13 protein-coding genes are annotated in these 16833 nt (G+C 65.0%); 7 read left to right on the top strand and 6 right to left on the bottom strand.

All coding sequences use genetic code 11. From position 1 onward, the window contains the following. Positions 1–57: 57 nt before the first annotated feature. From DFR29_RS24335 to DFR29_RS24350, 4 genes are all read right to left on the bottom strand, one after another. The gene (locus DFR29_RS24335) at positions 58–960 is read right to left on the bottom strand and encodes a LysR family transcriptional regulator (protein WP_133821249.1); all 903 of its coding nucleotides are present in this window, start codon (positions 958–960) and stop codon (positions 58–60) included. 1170 nt (positions 961–2130) lie between these two features. Further along, positions 2131–3642 (bottom strand): NHL repeat-containing protein, encoded by a 1512-nt coding sequence (locus tag DFR29_RS24340; protein WP_133821250.1) that lies wholly within the window; start codon positions 3640–3642, stop codon positions 2131–2133. A gap of 169 nt (positions 3643–3811) precedes the next feature. Further along, positions 3812–4165: a DUF1428 domain-containing protein gene (locus tag DFR29_RS24345; RefSeq protein WP_133821251.1), complete on the bottom strand. Its 354-nt coding sequence runs from the start codon at positions 4163–4165 to the stop codon at positions 3812–3814. Between the two features lie 137 nt (positions 4166–4302). After that, positions 4303–4911: an FMN-dependent NADH-azoreductase gene (locus tag DFR29_RS24350; protein ID WP_133821252.1), complete on the bottom strand. Its 609-nt coding sequence runs from the start codon at positions 4909–4911 to the stop codon at positions 4303–4305. A 110-nt stretch (positions 4912–5021) separates the two neighbouring features. Between DFR29_RS24350 and DFR29_RS24355 the strand changes: the two genes are divergently transcribed. From DFR29_RS24355 to DFR29_RS24365, 3 genes are all read left to right on the top strand, one after another. Continuing rightward, on the top strand, positions 5022–6077 hold the full coding sequence (locus tag DFR29_RS24355) for a LysR substrate-binding domain-containing protein (protein WP_133821253.1): 1056 nt from the start codon (positions 5022–5024) through the stop codon (positions 6075–6077). Continuing rightward, positions 6074–6766 (top strand): response regulator, encoded by a 693-nt coding sequence (locus tag DFR29_RS24360; protein ID WP_133821254.1) that lies wholly within the window; start codon positions 6074–6076, stop codon positions 6764–6766. The genes DFR29_RS24355 and DFR29_RS24360 overlap by 4 nt, the downstream gene beginning before the upstream one ends. Positions 6767–7613: 847 nt before the next feature. Continuing rightward, positions 7614–9116, top strand: a complete 1503-nt coding sequence (locus tag DFR29_RS24365) for a S8 family serine peptidase (protein WP_133821255.1) — start codon at positions 7614–7616, stop codon at positions 9114–9116. A 218-nt stretch (positions 9117–9334) separates the two neighbouring features. Here the strand turns inward: DFR29_RS24365 and pgm are convergent, their stop codons facing one another. Together pgm and DFR29_RS24375 are read right to left on the bottom strand one after the other, a co-directional pair. After that, a complete protein-coding gene (gene pgm / locus DFR29_RS24370; RefSeq protein WP_133821256.1) occupies positions 9335–10987 on the bottom strand; it encodes a phosphoglucomutase (alpha-D-glucose-1,6-bisphosphate-dependent) in 1653 nt (550 codons plus the stop codon). A gap of 271 nt (positions 10988–11258) precedes the next feature. Then, entirely contained in the window at positions 11259–13094 is a 1836-nt protein-coding gene (locus DFR29_RS24375; RefSeq protein ID WP_166654314.1) for an LTA synthase family protein, read from the bottom strand. A gap of 123 nt (positions 13095–13217) precedes the next feature. Between DFR29_RS24375 and puuE the strand changes: the two genes are divergently transcribed. The 4 genes from puuE to DFR29_RS24395 all read left to right on the top strand — a co-directional run bounded on the left by puuE (position 13218) and on the right by DFR29_RS24395 (position 16359). Next, positions 13218–14150, top strand: coding sequence for an allantoinase PuuE (gene puuE / locus DFR29_RS24380; protein ID WP_133821258.1), 933 nt, complete (start codon positions 13218–13220; stop codon positions 14148–14150). Continuing rightward, positions 14147–14650: a 2-oxo-4-hydroxy-4-carboxy-5-ureidoimidazoline decarboxylase gene (gene uraD / locus DFR29_RS24385; protein WP_133821259.1), complete on the top strand. Its 504-nt coding sequence runs from the start codon at positions 14147–14149 to the stop codon at positions 14648–14650. The genes puuE and uraD overlap by 4 nt, the downstream gene beginning before the upstream one ends. Before the next feature lie 201 nt (positions 14651–14851). Further along, positions 14852–15862, top strand: coding sequence for an allantoicase (gene alc, locus DFR29_RS24390; RefSeq protein WP_133821260.1), 1011 nt, complete (start codon positions 14852–14854; stop codon positions 15860–15862). Further along, positions 15859–16359: an ureidoglycolate lyase gene (locus DFR29_RS24395; protein ID WP_133821261.1), complete on the top strand. Its 501-nt coding sequence runs from the start codon at positions 15859–15861 to the stop codon at positions 16357–16359. The genes alc and DFR29_RS24395 overlap by 4 nt, the downstream gene beginning before the upstream one ends. Positions 16360–16833: the final 474 nt, after the last annotated feature.

A 16833-nucleotide genomic window follows, 5' to 3' on the forward strand; every position in this document is an offset into this window, starting at 1 on the left:
AACGCAGGTTGGGGCCGGCCGCGAAGCGCCCCAACCTACCGGCTACTGCGTGCCGGCTTACGCAAACGCCTGGGCGTAGACACCTTCCAGCCATTCGCCGAATGCGCGCACACGCGACGGCAGGCGCCGCGAATTGGGGCATAGCAGCGAAATCGGCCGGCTGGGCGAGGCCCAGGCCGGCAGCACACGTACCAGGCTGCCTTCCTGCAGCTGGCGCGCAACCTGGAACTGCGGCAGCTGCACGATGCCATGGCCGCGTACGGCGCAGGCGATATAGGCATCTGCATCGTCGACCGAGACGGTGCTGCGCAGACGGTATTCCTGGCGCTCGCCCGCCACCATCAGGGTGAACGGATTGACCGCGTCGCGACCACGCGCAACGTATCCGACCGCGACATGCCGAATCAGCTCGTCCGGTTGCGACGGCATGCCGCAGCGACGCACATAGCCCGGACTTGCACACAGCACGTCAGTCGATTGCGCCAGGCGCCGCTGCAACATCGCCGCATCATTGACGCTGCCGCTGCGCACCAGGCAATCCACGCCTTCACGCACCAGATCGGCGGCGCGCGCACCGCTCTGGCCGAGTATCAGCTCGATGTTCGGATAGCGCTGATGAAACTCGTCCAGGCGCGGCAACACGATATGAGTGGCATGTAAGCCCGGCAGGTCCGCGCGCACGATGCCGCGCGGATCTTCGGCCAGATTGGCCAGCGAGGACTCGACTTCTTCCAGTTCCGCCAACAGGCGCGCGCAGCGGTCGTAGTAGGCCTGGCCGTCCAATGTAGTGCAGACCTGACGTGTCGTGCGTTCCAGCAGCCGTGCCCCAAGGCGTGCTTCCAGTGCCTTGATCGCGTGGGTGGCGGTAGCGCGCGGTATGCCCAGCTCACCGGCTGCGCGGGTGAAGCTGCCAAGTTCGACGATGCGGGTAAATAACCGTAGGGATTCGAAGCGGTCCACGCAGGTCTTGATGTCCTTTTTGCAAGCTTGGGTGATTGCCGCAGTACATGACTACGACACCGTATGGTGGGCGCTTCATCGTCAATAATTTTTCGATCATTACCTGCGCACAGCGATTTTCCTTTCAGAAGGAAAAATCATTCAAGCACGTGGTCTTTATTTTTAATCAACCAACGAGAGCAAAGCGATTATCACGCCATCGCCACCATCGTCGGGGTGGCGATGTCCTCGGGATGCTAGCGCGAACGCACAGACTCAAACCCTGTCCAAACGGCCAATTTTTTTAACTGTTGAGTATCTTTGAATAGATTTTCAGCAAACAGCGAACGGCCCTGGCGAATCCAGCGACATTTGTTGTGTCAATTAGCAACAAGGCTGGCCAGTACTATTGAAGATTGACCGCATCGATTTGACGGTATGCATTGCCGCAACGAAGTTTTTTGCACTGAACACGACAGAACACTCACGAGCATCCGCATCGCTTGTCATTATTTCTCACTGCACGCCTTTTCAGCGGCGCAGACAATACTGCTCCAACCGTTCGCAACCGGACGGTTTACGCCAGACGATGGTGCAAACACCATTCCGCGGCGTATTCCCATTTGTTAACAGTCCACCATGACGACTGTCATCCAAGGCGGCAGCGTACGGTTCGGGCAATCGCGAAACTCACCGAGGGCGACGCGTAGTCACGGCCAGGCCAATTGGCGCCTATGTTCTGCCGAAAGCACGCGGAAAGTGCGCCCGATGGAACGACGAGGCGCACGAAGTCATCGTGAGAAAATGCAAAAAAGCGCAGTGCGCGAACGCAACGGCGAAGCAAGCGGGCTCGGCTGGTGCCGGCGACGAATTTGGGTCGAGACCTGGGGGGCACATTGTGTTGTGCGAACAATCCACACAGGCATGATGCCGGCAAAAGCCCGCCTCAATGCCGAGCGGGGGAAGGCCGATCATTGCTATATGGCAGGCCAGAGACTGTGCCCCCTGCAAAACGTTCGTTGGAGCAGCGACCGCGACAATACCCCGGTACGGCGCTTCGCCATCGGCTCAGCCGCTGCCGCGACTCGCAGCATCCAGCAAACTGCTTGCGATCCGATCGCAATGGCTTACCGCCCGCCCCTTCAGGATGACGGCCTGACGTCCCGCCAGTCCGCCATTTGTCAGACGCTCTTACTCCAAGCCATCGGCGAAAATCGCGTCGAGGCGCGGCGCAAAGCGCAGTGTGGCAAATTGCATTTTTCCGGCCACACCGCCGGGTGCCGTTGCGCGATAGCGCACGTCGCCGGCCGCGGCAAAACGGCCGTTGCTGCCGTCGACAACATCCCACAGGCCCGAGTGCCGGCTGTCGCCGGCAGGCCGGAAAGGAAAATCGTCGGCGAAATCGGCCAGGCCGGAAGCCCTGTCGACCACACCGAAATACGCATCGACATTCAGCTCCCCGCCGATGAATATCGAGGCGCGATTGGTCTGTCCGACCAGCGCCAGCTTGGTACCTGACAGGGCCAGCGCATGTGCATAGCGATCCGGCGTGCCATTGAAGCAGGCCGTGCCTGGTGCCACATAGCTGTCGCCGAAGCGCACGGCGCCAAAGCCGCCGGGGCCGAAGGTGGTGTCCTTGCTGCCGTCGGCACGAAACTTGGCGATGCCGACGCCGTCGCCGCAACGCACAGCCACATCGCCGGCAACATAGATTTCGTCGTTATTGCCCAGTATGCCGCCACTCGCGACGATGGCACGGCCGCCGTCGTTGAGCGTATCGCCAGCAATGTTGAAACCGAAAGTGGCTGCACCGTCGCCGCCGAAGCTGGCCACTGGCACGCCGTTGGCGTCCACGCGCAAGGCCAGGAAATCCCAGTTGTCGAAAGCGAAGGCCGAGCCCCCCAGATAGATGCGCGGCACACTGCCGCTGCGTCCGCCAAGGGCTATACCGGCAATATCGCAACGACGCGGACTGCCGCAGCGGTTGCCCGGATTCGGATAAACCAGATTCGTCACCGGCGCCAGGCCTGCGTCGTCGCCGACGGTATAACGTGCAAAGGCCGGCAGGCCCTGGCCGTTCTCCAGCGAGGTACCGCCGAACACCAGCGATACCGTTTCCGGAAACTGCAGGTTGCCGTAAACAGCGATGCCAGCGCCGAATACTTCACGCGCAGCGGTACTGCTGTCGCTCATCACCGCCGTGCTGCCAAGGTAGGCGCCGTCGGCGCCGAACACGTAAATGTCGACCGCATGGCCGGCGAAGAAAGTCTGAAACGGCGGCTGCGTCGTCATCGTATAGCGCAGCGTTTCGACCAGCACGAACAGCCGGTCACCGAAGCGCACGATATCCTTGACGTCTTCCACCGGCCGCGGAAACACGGATGACGGATCGAACACCAGGTACTGGTTGCCGTTCGCTCCGTTGCTGCCCGGATTGCTCCAGGCCTGGCGTACGCCCGCTTCGTCGTAGCGCACCAGTCCCAGCACGTCGCGGCCGGCCTTTGGCACTACGCCGGCGACGACGAGTTCACCCGTATCTAGCCGCAGCATTTTCCTGGCGCGATAGCTCAGCTGGGCCGAGCCGGCAAACGCGTCCACATACCAGTTGCCGCCATTGAATACGGGATCGAGACCGTAGTCGTTCTGCGCCCCCAACGGGCGCGGCAACAGCGCAAGCGCAGCGATAAGAAGAATCCTGACCATGCAACCACTCCTGCCTCGTTTCGTTTCCAACCCCTGCGGGGCGAGGTACGCGAAACGACAGCGAAGTGGGACACACGATGGAGGCAATGCCGCAGGCCGCGGCCGTGAACAGCGCCTGCGCCGGCATTCGCCCGCGGCGCCACCGCAGACGCGGCGGCGCCCAGCACGATCAGAACTTCACGATTTCCTTGAAGCCGCCATAGAACATGCGCTTGCCGTCGAAGGGCATGCTGTTCGGGTCCATCTTCAGGCGCGGATCGGCCATGACGGCCTTGTTGATGCGATCGCGGTCGCGGCGCGACTTGTAGACGATCCAGGAAAACACCACGATCTCGCCTTCCTTCAGCTTTACCGCCTGGGGAAACGAGGTCGACTTGCCCGGCTTGACATCGTCCGCCGCGCATTCGGTATAGGCCAGCGCGCCATGCTCCATCCAGATCTTGCCCGCCCGGCGCGACAATTTGCGGTATTCGCCCAATTTGTCTTTCGGTACCGGCACGACATATCCGTCCACGTAGCTCATGTGTCCTCCAAGGTGGTTGCGTCGCGCAGATGCGCCCACCGTAGATACGCGCATGCCTGGCTTCATGCAAGCGGACACGGGCCTAACTTGTACACAAGCGCAAAGCGCCGCCGCACGAGGCGGCGGCGTCCGACCTGTCAGGCCGCCTTGGCCACGCCGTGCTGCGCGATGCGCGCATGTGCCGCCGCCAGCGACGCCGCACGCTGCTCGGTGCCGATGCCGATACCTTCGGCGCGGATGAATTCGATCTCGGTCACGCCGAGGAAACTGAACACTTGGCGCAGATAGGCTTCCTGGAAATCCGCCGCCTGCATGGCGCCATCCGCATAGAAACCGCCGCGGCCCGACAGCACGATCACGCGCTTGCCACCGGCCAGTCCCTGCGGGCCTTCGGCGGTGTAGCGGAAGGTACGCCCTGCTACCGCGATGCGATCGACCCAGGCCTTGAGCTGGCTGGGAATACCGAAGTTGTACATGGGCGCGCCAACCACGACGACGTCGGCGGCGAGGAATTCCTGCAGTAGCGCTTCGTTACGCTCGACCTCGGCGCGCACGTCCGGCGCCAGGCTGTCGACGGCCTCGCGCGGTAGCGGCGTCCAGTGCGGCAGCGCCTCGCTGGCCAGGTCGCGGTACTTCACGTCCAACCCGGGCACGGCCTGGCGCCACTGCGCCACGACGGCTGCACCGAGTTCGCGGGTCACCGAATAAGCACCTAGCGGGCTGGAATCGAGCTGCAGCAGTTTCATGGAAATCTCCTTCAAACGGCGATTTGCCGGCGCCAGAGATACTATGGATAGCACCAATCGAGCAGTAGTCATCTAGAATCGGACGCATCGTCCCACCAACAGAACGACATATGCGTGATCTCAACGACCTCGCCTTCTTTGCCGCCGTCGCCGAGCACGGCGGTTTTGCCCCTGCGGGACGCGCCCTGGGCATTCCCAAATCGCGCCTGAGCCGGCGCCTGGCCCAGCTCGAAGACGAACTCGGCGTGCGCCTTATCCAGCGCTCCACACGCCAGTTCGCCGTCACCGAACTGGGCCGGCAATTCCTTTCCCACTGCCGCGCCATGCTCGCCGAAGCCAGCGCCGCCGAAGAAACCATTGCCAGCCAGCGCGCCGAACCACGCGGGCTGGTGCGCATCAGCGCGCCGGTGGAAGTGGCGCAGAACATGATTGCCGCCTGCCTGCCGGAATTCATGCAGCGCTATCCGCGGGTACGCGTGCAGCTGCTGGTATCCAACCGCCGTTTCGACCTGTTCAACGAAAACATCGACATGGCCCTGCGCGTCCGCCCGCGGCCGGAAATGGACGCGGAACTGATCACCCGTCCGCTAGGGCCTACACGCAAGCTCATGGTCGCCACGCCCGCCTATCTGGACGCGCGCGGCCGCCCCGCTGCACCGCAGGATCTCTCCGGCCACGACACCATCAGCCTGGTGGAAATGGAAACTGTGCAAACCTGGACTTTCTATCCGCATCCGCAGCAGGGCGAGGAAGGCAGCGTGCGCGTGGAAGTGGAACCGCGCCTGCTGTGCGGCGAGTTCAACGTGTTGCTGCAGGCAACCCTGGCCGGCCACGGCATTGCCGGCCTGCCCGAAGCCGTCTGCGGCCCGGCCATCCAGGCAGGCCGGCTGGAACAGGTATTGCCCGACTGGCAGGCCAGCGAGTCCGTGCTGCACCTGGTCTACCTGTCGCGCCGCCACCAGCTGCCCGCGGTACGCGCGCTGGCCGAATTCCTGGTCGAGCAATTGCCGCCGCGCATGCAGGCCATGTGGGTACATGCCAACTGCGCCCGTGCCATCACCACCGGCGCGGCCAGCGAGAGCGCCTCCGCCGCCATCGTCGGCGCCATGGTTCGCGCTACCATGACCGACTCGTCCCTGCCCACTACCGACGCCCCTGCCGTATGAGCGACGCCGCCGCCCGCATCCTGGTCATCGACGACGAGCCGCAGATCCGCAAATTCCTCGATATTGGCTTGCGCGCCCAGGGTTATGCCGTCGAACTGGCCGCCGACGGCAACACTGGCCTGGCCGCCCTGGCCAGCCGCGGCGCCGACCTGGTCATCCTCGACCTGGGCCTTCCCGATCTCGACGGACGCGAAGTACTGCTGCAACTGCGCGCCTGGTCCAGCGTACCCGTGCTGATCCTCAGCGTGCGTTCGGCCGAAGCGGAAAAAGTACAGGTGCTGGACGCTGGCGCCGACGACTACGTGACCAAGCCGTTCGGCCTGCAGGAACTGATGGCGCGCATCCGCGTGCTGCTGCGTTCGCGCGCAAGCAGCGAAACTGCCCTGCCCCTGTTCGACGACGGCAACCTGCGCATCGACCTGGCCCGCCGCGAAGTCAGCCTGGCCGGCGTGCCGGTGGCCCTGGCGCGAAAGGAGTACGCCTTGCTGGCCCTGCTGCTGCAGCATGCGGGGCGCGTGGTGACGCAGCCGCAGCTGCTGCGCGAATTGTGGGGGCCTACGCATCAGGGCGATACGCACTATTTGCGGGTTCTGGTGGGGAAGTTGCGCGGTAAATTGGGGGATGAGGCGGTTAGTCCGCGGTATATCGCTACGGAGGCGGGGGTTGGGTTGCGCTTTATTGGGGGATAGGGGTTTGTGATGGTGTCGTTCGTAGGGCGCGATGAGCGCAGCGAATTGCGCCGTGGGGGATGGGTTTCGGTTCCCGTGATTGCGTCGAAAGCAGGAGCGTATCGCGCGCCTGCGGCGCGCTCGTTACTTCTCTTTGTGGAGAGAAAGTACCCAAAGAGCCCCCCCGGATGCCGCGGATAGGCGCGCTTCCTGCGCGCAGAAGCAACAGCCACGGCCAACGCACACAGGCAATGGCAATGGCAATGGCGACGATAACGCTTGTGACACGGCGTTTATGCGGCGGCTCGCAACTTGCGTTTCCGCCGTCCTGTACGTGACATTGTGCTGGCAGTGACAAAATATCCCCGGTGAAATCGCTGCTTCGAGAATTTCGGTAAGCCAGCTCCCTGGCGCTGCGCGCTTGCATAGTCGGGAAAAAAAGCCTCCCGGCCAGCCGCCGGCGAATCCCGACATTGCAATGTTTCCGTACGAGGGCTCTGCGGCGAAGGCATGTCGATTCCACACCTGCACATATCACCGATTTGCCGACCCGGTACTCGCCAGCCAGTCGCTGCACTCGCTTATCCCTGAGCCAACGCCGCACGCCCGCGAACCGCCCCATCCGCCACCGTCACGCCATTCCGGCAAGTCCATCACAGCCTGCTTGCGCGCTACGTTCATGCCATCGACAAGACAGGGGAATCTGTATAAGGATGGCAGAGTTGCTTTTTCGAATCGCCTACCAGGGCATGTGCCTGACGGCATGTGATGGCATTCGTCGGTTTTTGCCGCGGTCGCGGGGACTGTGGCGTTTGTAGCCAGGGCCAATCGTGGCACCTGGTTTGAACGTACCTGGGAGGGTATACCGATGCATCGCAATTCGTTGATTGCCGGCCATTTACCGGCGCGCCGCCTGTTGTGTCTGGCTTTGCTGGCAGCTTCGGCTGGTGTGGGCGCCGCGCAGATCGATCCGGCACTGCAGGCCAACAACAGCCGCCAGCTGCAAGACGTGCTGATCGTGCTGGAAGACCAGGCCACGCCGCTGACCACGCCACTGGCCGAAGACGCCGACTATCTGCTGCGCCGCCGCGTGCTGGTGGCCAACCTGATCGCCCGCGCCGAGGAGCAGCAGGCCGACGTGCGTGCCTGGCTGGACGAAAAAGGCATCGCCTATCAGCCGTACTGGATTGCCAACGTGATCCAGGCGCAGCTGACCCCCGCTGCCCTGCGCGAACTCGCCTCGGCCGAGCGCGGTTCGCGCCTCGGCGCGGTGGCAAGGGTCGAACGCAATGCGACGTTCGTGCAGAAACTGCCGCAGCAGGAAGTCACCAGTACCGAGGCCATCACGGCGGTCACACCCGGCGTGACGCGCATCCGCGCTCCTTCGGTCTGGTCGGCGGGTTTCCGCGGCCAGGGCGTGGTGATCGGTGGCATGGATACGGGCTACCAATGGAATCATCCGGCGCTGAAAGGCAAGTACCGCGGCTGGAATGGCACCACGGCCAATCACAACTACAACTGGCACGACGCCATCCACAACTCGTCGGGCAATACCTGCGGCAACAACGCTGCCGCGCCCTGTGACGACAACGGCCATGGCACGCATACCGCCGGCACCTTTGCCGGCGACGACGGCGGCAGCAACCAGATCGGCGTGGCGCCGGGCGCGAAGTGGGTGGGCTGCCGCAATATGGCGGCGGGCGCAGGTACGCCGGCACGCTATATCGAATGCCTGCAGTGGATGCTCGCGCCGACCAACCTCGCCAACGCCAGCCCGAATCCGGACCTGGCACCCGACGTGACCAGCAACTCCTGGGGCTGTACCGCCGGCGAAGGCTGCAGCGGCGGCAATGAAATCAAGACGGCAGTGGACAATCTGGTCGCCGGTGGCGTGATGGTGATTGCCGCAGCGGGCAACGACGGTTCGTCCTGCTCGACCATCGGCGATCCACCGGCAACGTATGCCTCGGCCTTCGTCGTCGGTGCCACCGGCACCACCAGCGACAGCCTGGCCAGCTTTTCCAGCCGCGGCCCGGTACCGGGCAATTCGGCGATCAAGCCCGACGTCAGCGCGCCAGGCGTGAGCGTTCGTTCGTCGATACGCAACAGCGGCTACGGCAGCATGAGCGGCACCAGCATGGCTACGCCGCATGTCGCTGGCGTGGTCGCATTGATGATGTCGGCCAAGCCGTCGCTGAAGGGCAATCCGGCCCTGGTCGCCCAGCTGCTGCGCCAGTCGGTAGTCAGTGCCACCGTACCGTTCAGCCAGACCTGCGGTGGAACCACCTCGGGTACGCGGCCGAACCATATGGTCGGCCATGGCCGCCTCGACGCGTGGCTGGCCTACCAGGCCGCGATCGCCCTGCCCTGATGTAGTCCCGACAGGCGAGGCAGCACCCCGCAGGGAGCGATGAGCACAGCGAATTGCGCCGCCGCAAGTTCGGCCGGACCTCACGCTGAACACCGCGACGGCGCAGTTCGCGTCGTTCATCGCAGCCTGCACAGGCGAAACGCTGCGACCCAAACGCAGAACAATGCAACAAACACGCATCCGCCGTCTTGTATACCGGACGGCGGATGCGTGTGCTGTCAGCCCGTTGCCAGCGTGGCGTCGACCACGGCCTGGGCTTCGCCCAGGATCTGGCGCAGATGCGCTTCGCCGCGGAAGCTTTCCGCATAGATCTTGTAGATCGCCTCGGTGCCCGACGGCCGCGCCGCAAACCAGCCGCTGGCGCAGACCACCTTGATGCCGCCGATACCTGCGGCATTGCCCGGCGCCCGGTCCAGCACCTGCAGTATCGGCTCGCCGGCGACCTCGCTGGCGGTGATCTGCGCAGGTGCCAGCCGTGACAATTTCTTTTTCTGCTCCGGCGTGGCCGGTGCGTCGACGCGGTCGCTATGCGGCTCGCCCAGTTCGCTGCACAGTTCGCGATAACGCTGGTACGGATCGCGGCCAAGCCGCGCGGTGATCTCGGCCGACAGCAGTGCCGGCGCAATCCCGTCCTTGTCGGTACTCCAGACGCTGCCGTCGCGGCGCAGGAACGACGCGCCCGCGCTTTCCTCGGCACCGAACCCCAACGCACCGCTGCATAGGCCGTCGACAAACCACTTGAAACCGACCGGCGTCTCGTACAGCGGCCGCCCGAGGCGCGCGGCGACACGGTCGATCAGCGCGCTGGACACCAGGGTCTTGCCCACCGCGGCGCCGGCTGGCCATTGCGGCCTGTGGGTAAAAAGATAATCCGCCATCACCGCCAGATAGTTGTTCGGCAGCATCAGCCCGCCGCTGCGCGTCACGATGCCGTGACGGTCATGGTCGGGATCGCAGGCGAAGGCGATATCGAAGCGGTCGCGCAGATCGATCAGGCTGCGCATGGCATACCGCGACGACGGGTCCATGCGGATGCGCCCGTCCCAGTCCAGCGTCATGAAGCCGAACTGCGGGTCCACGCGGTCGTTCACCACCTGCAAAGGCAGGCGGTGCTGCTCGGCAATGCGCTGCCAATAGCGCAGGCCGGCACCGCCCAGCGGATCGACGCCCATGCGGATGCCGCTGGCGCGGATCGCATCCAGGTCGATCACGTCGCCGATCTCGCCGACGTAGGCCGCGACGAAATCGTGTTCGCGCGTGGTCGAGGCTTTCCGCGCCTGCTCCAGGCCCACGCGGCGCACGCCGGCCAGACCGGCCGCGAGCAAGGCATTCGCGCGCTGTTCGATCGCACCGGTGACGCCGGTATCGGCCGGGCCGCCGTTCGGCGGGTTGTACTTGAAGCCGCCGTCCTCCGGCGGGTTGTGCGACGGCGTGATCACGATGCCGTCGGCCAGGCCGCGCTCGCGGCCGCGGTTGTGCACCAGTATCGCCTGCGAAATCGCCGGCGTCGGCGTGTATTCGTCGCCGGTGGCGATGCGCGTTTCCACGCCATTGCCGGCCAGCACTTCCAGCGCGCTGTGGAAAGCCGGCCGCGACAGCGCATGGGTATCGAAACCGACGAAGATGGGGCCGTCTATGCCCTGCTGCGCGCGGTAGTCGCAAATGGCCTGGGTGATGGCCAGCACATGCGCTTCGTTGAAGCTGCCGGCGAATGAAGTACCGCGGTGTCCCGAGGTGCCGAAGGCGACGCGTTGCGCCGGGTCCTGCGGATCGGGCCGACGCGAATAATAAGCCTGCTGCAAGGCATCCAGGTCGACCAGCTGGTCGCGCGGCGCAAGCTGCCCGGCCTGGGCGGGATTGGGTGCGGTCATTGCGGATTCCTACGTAAGCGACACGCGAGTTTGCCATTTCAGGACAAGGTAGGTTGGGGTAAGCCGCAAGGTGCCCCCTAACATCGAGGTATTTCCGCCACAAAAAGCGCGCGGCGAAGGACGCTTTTGCGTGCAAAAGCCGTGGCGAACGAAAGCTTTAGTTTGCGTCTCGTCATGGCGAACATTCCTTCGGCATGGTTCTTTGATGGTGATGCACCTCGATGCTGGGGGCGCCTGCGGCTTACCCAGCCTACCGACCCCAACCACCGGTTCAATTGGTTGCGGCCTCGTCGTCCAGAGCGGAATCCTCGACACCCAGCACTGCCGCATAGTCCCCAAGATCGAACTCGTCGCGCACACGCAGCCGCGCCAGTTCGACGAAACGCCCTTCCGGCGCGGCCGCATCGCCACCGGGCAGCAACGCAGCCGGCGTCTGGCGCAGGGCGGCGATGAGGGCGAGATAGGCATCCGGCGGTACCTTGGCCGCTTCCAGCAGGATCGCCGGCAGCATCCACGAGCGCGTCTGCTCCAGCCGTAGCGCGGCGCGGCGGCTGTCCAGGATCAGATACGGCACCGGCTGCTGCCGTGCCGGCTGTCCGTCCATAAATCCCAATTGCGAAAAACTGGAATGCAGTCCGGGCAGATGGTCGCCGTAGAACAGCAGCACGGTAGGCCGCGCGCGCTGGCGCAGCACCTCGGCAAGGCGGCCCAGTTCGCGATCGGCATTGGCCGCGTGGTAGAGAAAATGGCGCAAGGTGCGCGCGCCGTATTCGTCCAGCGCCGCCGGCAGGGGAATCGCCGCCAGCGTGTCCGCGTCCAAGCCCGGGCTGACTTCGTAAGGCCCGTGCGCTTCCATGCTGATGGCGAACAGGAACTGCGGCGGACCATCCTCCTTGAGTTCCGCCACGACGCGGTCGGTCAGGGCGGCATCGGCCACGAACAGGCCGGATTTCGGCGCCGCGGCAAATTCGGGCAAGGCAAGAAAACGCTGTGCGCCCAGGCGCTGCAGGGCGTCGCGCCGGTTCCAGAACGCTGCATCGTTGGGATGCAGCACGGTGGTGCTGTAGCCCTGCGCGGCCAGCGTGCGCATCAGGCCCGGCATGGGCGCGTCGACCAGTTCGAAATACGGGTATTCCACGCCCGGAAACGCCGCCAGCGGCACGCCGCTGAGCACTTCGAATTCGGTGCGGATGGTGCCGCCGGCAAAGGTCGGCACGGACATGTCGCCCGACCAGCCCTGTGCCGCCAGACGGCGGAAATTCGGCAGGCTGTCGCGTTCTTCCACGCCGACCAGGCGCGCCGGATCGAAGAACGATTCGCTTTGCACGACGACGATGTCGGGCAATTCCTCCGCCGGTTCCAGCGCCGCGGCGCGGCCGAAGGCCTGCGCATGTTCGGCGACGAACTCCAGCACGCGGTCGCGATCCGGCGCCTGCCGGTCGGGCCGCGACAATTCCCAGCGATACAGCAGCAAGGTCGGCGCGACGCCCAGGCGCGCCACCGTTTCCGCCGGCGACCAGGGCTCGAAGCCGCGGTTCCAGCCGTCGTAGCCGTAACGCCAGAACGACGCACCCGACAGCAGGCTGGCCAGGCCCGCGACAGCCACCAGGCCCAGCCCTGCGCGCATCGCGCCGCGCGGACGCTGCGCCGGCTCGGCCCACAGGGCCAGTGCTGCCAGTACACAAAGCCCGGCCAGCAGCAGCGCCTGGCGCCATTCGACGTAATGCCAGAACAGACTCAAGCCGCCACCGCTGCTCAGAAAACCGAAATCCGCCGGCAGCAGCGGCAGGCCGAGCTGCTCCAGCTTGATCGCGCTGACCGCGACCACGGCCGCATACAGCGCTATCGCAACGACGCTGGAAACGATCAGACGCCGGCTAAGCGCAAACAGCAGCAGCAACAGCAACGCACAGGGAATGCCGTTGAGCACGGCCATTGCCAGCCATCCCGCCAAGCTGTCGCCACTGCGCCCAAACAGCGGGTCCAGCCACAGCGCCGCCGCGGTGCCCAGCAGCAAGGCCAGCGACGGCCAGCCGGACAGCGGCAGTACTTCGCGCAGCCAGCCCGGCCAGCGGCGCGATTCTGGCGAGACAGTAGAGTCCTGCATCGGCTTCCCACGGACACAAAAATGCAACCGTAGCAAATCGGCGCGTTCCTGCATCGGCCCACAGGCTTGCACAGCGAGCGCGGCAACGCCGACACTCGGCCATCGTTCAGCCAGACCGCGTCCATGCCCTCGCCTGACTATCCCCGCGACCTGATCGGCTACGGCCGCACCCCGCCCCAGGCCGACTGGCCCGGCAAGGCGCGCATCGCCGTGCAATTCGTGCTCAATTACGAAGAAGGCGGCGAAAACTGCGTGCTGCACGGTGATGCGGGCAGCGAGCAGTTCCTCTCCGAAATCATCGGCGCGGCCAGCTACCCGGCACGCCACCTGAGCATGGAATCGATCTACGAATACGGCTCGCGCGTCGGCGCCTGGCGCATCCTCGACGAGTTCGAACGCCGCGGCCTGCCGCTGACCGTGTTCGGCGTGGCCATGGCCATGCAGCGCAATCCCGCCTTCGTGCAGGCCTGCCTGGCCCAGGGCCACGAGATCGCCTCGCACGGCTGGCGCTGGATCCACTACCAGGGCATGGACGAAAGCGCGGAACGCGAGCACCTGCAGCGCGCCGTGGCGATACAGCGCGAACTCACCGGCGCTGCGCCGCTGGGCTGGTATACCGGCCGCGACAGCCCGAATACGCGACGTCTCGTGGTCGAGCACGGCGGTTTCGTCTACGACTCGGACTATTACGGCGACGAGTTGCCGTTCTGGACCGAGGTCAGCCTGTCCGACGGCAGCATCAGGCCGCATCTGGTCGTGCCCTATACGCTGGATACCAACGATATGCGCTTCGCCACGCCGCAAGGCTTCAACACCGCGACGCAGTTCTTCGACTACCTGCGCGACAGCTTCGACGTGCTGTATGCCGAAGGTGAGCACACGCCGCGCATGCTCTCCATCGGCATGCACTGCCGCCTGCTCGGCCGGCCGGGGCGCTTTATCGCGCTGCAGCGTTTCCTCGACCATATCGCGCGGCACGACCGCGTCTGGGTCTGCCGCCGCATCGACGTTGCACGGCATTGGCAGCAACGGCATCCGTACCGGGAGTCCGCATGACCCTCGACCAGCTCAATGCCCTGGACCGGGCCGCGTTCACCGCACAGCTCGGCGGCATCTTCGAACACTCGCCCTGGGTGGCCGAACGCGCCTGGCCGCAGCGGCCTTTCGCCTCGCTGGACGCCTTGCACGCCGCCATGTCGGCGGTCGTCGCGCAGGCAAGCAGCGCAGAACAGTTCGCCCTGATCCGCGCCCATCCGGAACTGGCCGGCAAAGCCGCGCTGCGCGGCGAACTGACCGACGATTCGCGCCGCGAACAGCACGGCGCGGGCCTCGACCAGTGCAGCGCCGAGGAATACGCACGCCTGCACCAGCTCAATAGCGACTATTCCACAAAATTCGGTTTTCCCTTCATCATCGCCGTGCGCGGCCACGACCGTAGCAGCATCATCGCCCAGATGGCGGCACGTCTTGGCAACACCCGCGCGGCGGAACTGGCCGAGGCGCTGCGCCAGATCGAGCGCATCGCGCAGATACGGCTGCAGGCAATGACGGCGTAACCGCCTTGCGCCATCGCACGCTGCGATGAGCGCAAGCGAATTGCACCGCGAGGTCTCGACACCCGCGGCGAGCCCACGGGCATCCGGCGCAATTCGCTGTGCTCATCGCGCCCTACGCAAGACCGGTTTGCTGCTGCCTCTCGACGTTTGTGCCGCCCCGAGGCAGGATCGGCATTCCCTTCCCGCATTAGGCTTTACCGCATGGCCGTCGCCGCTGCCGATCCCAACGCCCCCGACTTCGTCCGCCGCTACGTCAACCTCGCCGACGCGCGCCTGGGCGCCGCGGCACTGGCCGCCAGCGACGATTTCTTTGCCGACAAATCGCGCATGCTCAATCCAGATCCGGCCGTCTTCATCCCGGGCAAATACGACGACAACGGCAAGTGGATGGACGGCTGGGAAAGCCGGCGCAAGCGCATCAGCGGCCACGACTGGTGCGTGGTGCGCCTGGCCCGGCCCGGCCGCATCCACGGCGTCGACCTCGACACCAGCCACTTCACCGGCAACTACCCGCCGGCCGCTTCGCTCGAAGCCTGCTATCTCATTGGCAGCGATCCCGACGAACGGACCGAATGGACGCCGCTGCTGCCTTCGGTCAACCTGACCGGCAACAGCCACCACTACTTCGCCGTCAGCGACGACACGCCCTGCACCCACCTGCGCGTGAACCTCTACCCCGATGGCGGCCTGGCCCGTCTGCGCGTCTACGCCACACCGAAATTCGGCGGCGAAAGCGATGGCGACGATGGCCTGACCGACCTCGTCGCCGCGCTCAACGGCGGCACCGTCGTCGCCGCCAACAACGAACACTTCGGCCCCGCCAGCCGCCTGCTGCTGCCCGGCCGCGGCCTCAACATGGGCGATGGCTGGGAAACCCGGCGCCGCCGCGAACCCGGCAACGACTGGTGCGTGATCGCGCTGGCCCTGCCCGGCATCGTCGAATCCATCGAAGTCGATACCGCGCATTTCAAAGGCAACTATCCCGACCGCTGCTCGCTGCAAGGCGCGCAGGTGACCGGCGGCACGGCGCAATCTCTGGTCACGCAGTCGATGTTCTGGCCAGCACTGCTGCCCGAACAAAAATTGCAGATGGACCATCAGCATTTTTTCACGAGCGAAATACAGCCGCATGCGCCGGTGACCCATGTACGTTTCACTATCCATCCCGACGGCGGCGTTTCGCGCCTGCGCCTGCGCGGCAAGCCTGCATGAACCGATCTATCGCCCTGGCGGTGGAACCGCTGACGCGCGACGCCTTCGCGCCATTCGGCGACGTTATCGAAGCCGCATCGGCCGCCAGGACGTACGCGATCAATGCGGGCACGACCACCCGCTTCCACGACCTCGCCACCGTCGATACCGACCGCGAAGGCGGTCGTCCAATCGTGAGCCTGTTCCGCGCCCAGCCGCGCGAACTGCCGTTTACCGTAACCATGCTGGAACGCCATCCACTCGGCAGCCAGGCTTTTGTACCCGTATCGAAAAAGCCGTATCTCGTAGTCGTGGCCGAGACACCCGATGCCGTGCCACGCCTATTCCTGGCCCGCAACGGACAAGGCGTGAACTACCGCGCCGGCACCTGGCACCACCCGCTGCTGGCGCTGGGCGAGGTCAGCGATTTCCTCGTCATCGACCGCGGCGGACCAGGCAACAATTGCGATGAAGCGACACTGGCAGCGACATACCAGATCCCAGGAAATCTGGAATAACGTCGACTATCCATTTTGAATCAGCAGCCTCTTTACCCCAGATTTGGCGCGTGGAGAGAAAGCGACCAGAACCAGACCCACTTGCTGCAACGCCAACCGCACATCCCGCTGTTGCTGTTGCTGTTGCTGTTGCTGTTGCTGTTGCCGCTGCCGCTGCCGCTGCCGCTGCCGGCGATTGTGCTGCGACTCAGGCCCTGGCCTTGGCTGTTGCCGTCGCTTCTGCGCGCAGGAAGCGCGCCTCTTCCGGGGCCCCATATGCCGCGGCGAGGTACGCAGGGAAAACCCGCAGGGTCGCGACCAGGGATGGCCGCGAGTCGGCGCAGGGGACAGGATGTCCCCTGCGCCGACCGCCGTAGCGGCCTCGCGCCGTTTTGGGCCATGGAAGGCCCAAAACCGCGGCATCTGGGGTGCCCTTTCTCTTTGCCTTATCTCACTTTGGGCAAGCAAAGAGAACGTAGGTCGCGCGCCGCAGGC

The sequence above is a fragment of the Tahibacter aquaticus genome (assembly GCF_004363655.1).
Classification (GTDB): domain Bacteria; phylum Pseudomonadota; class Gammaproteobacteria; order Xanthomonadales; family Rhodanobacteraceae; genus Tahibacter; species Tahibacter aquaticus.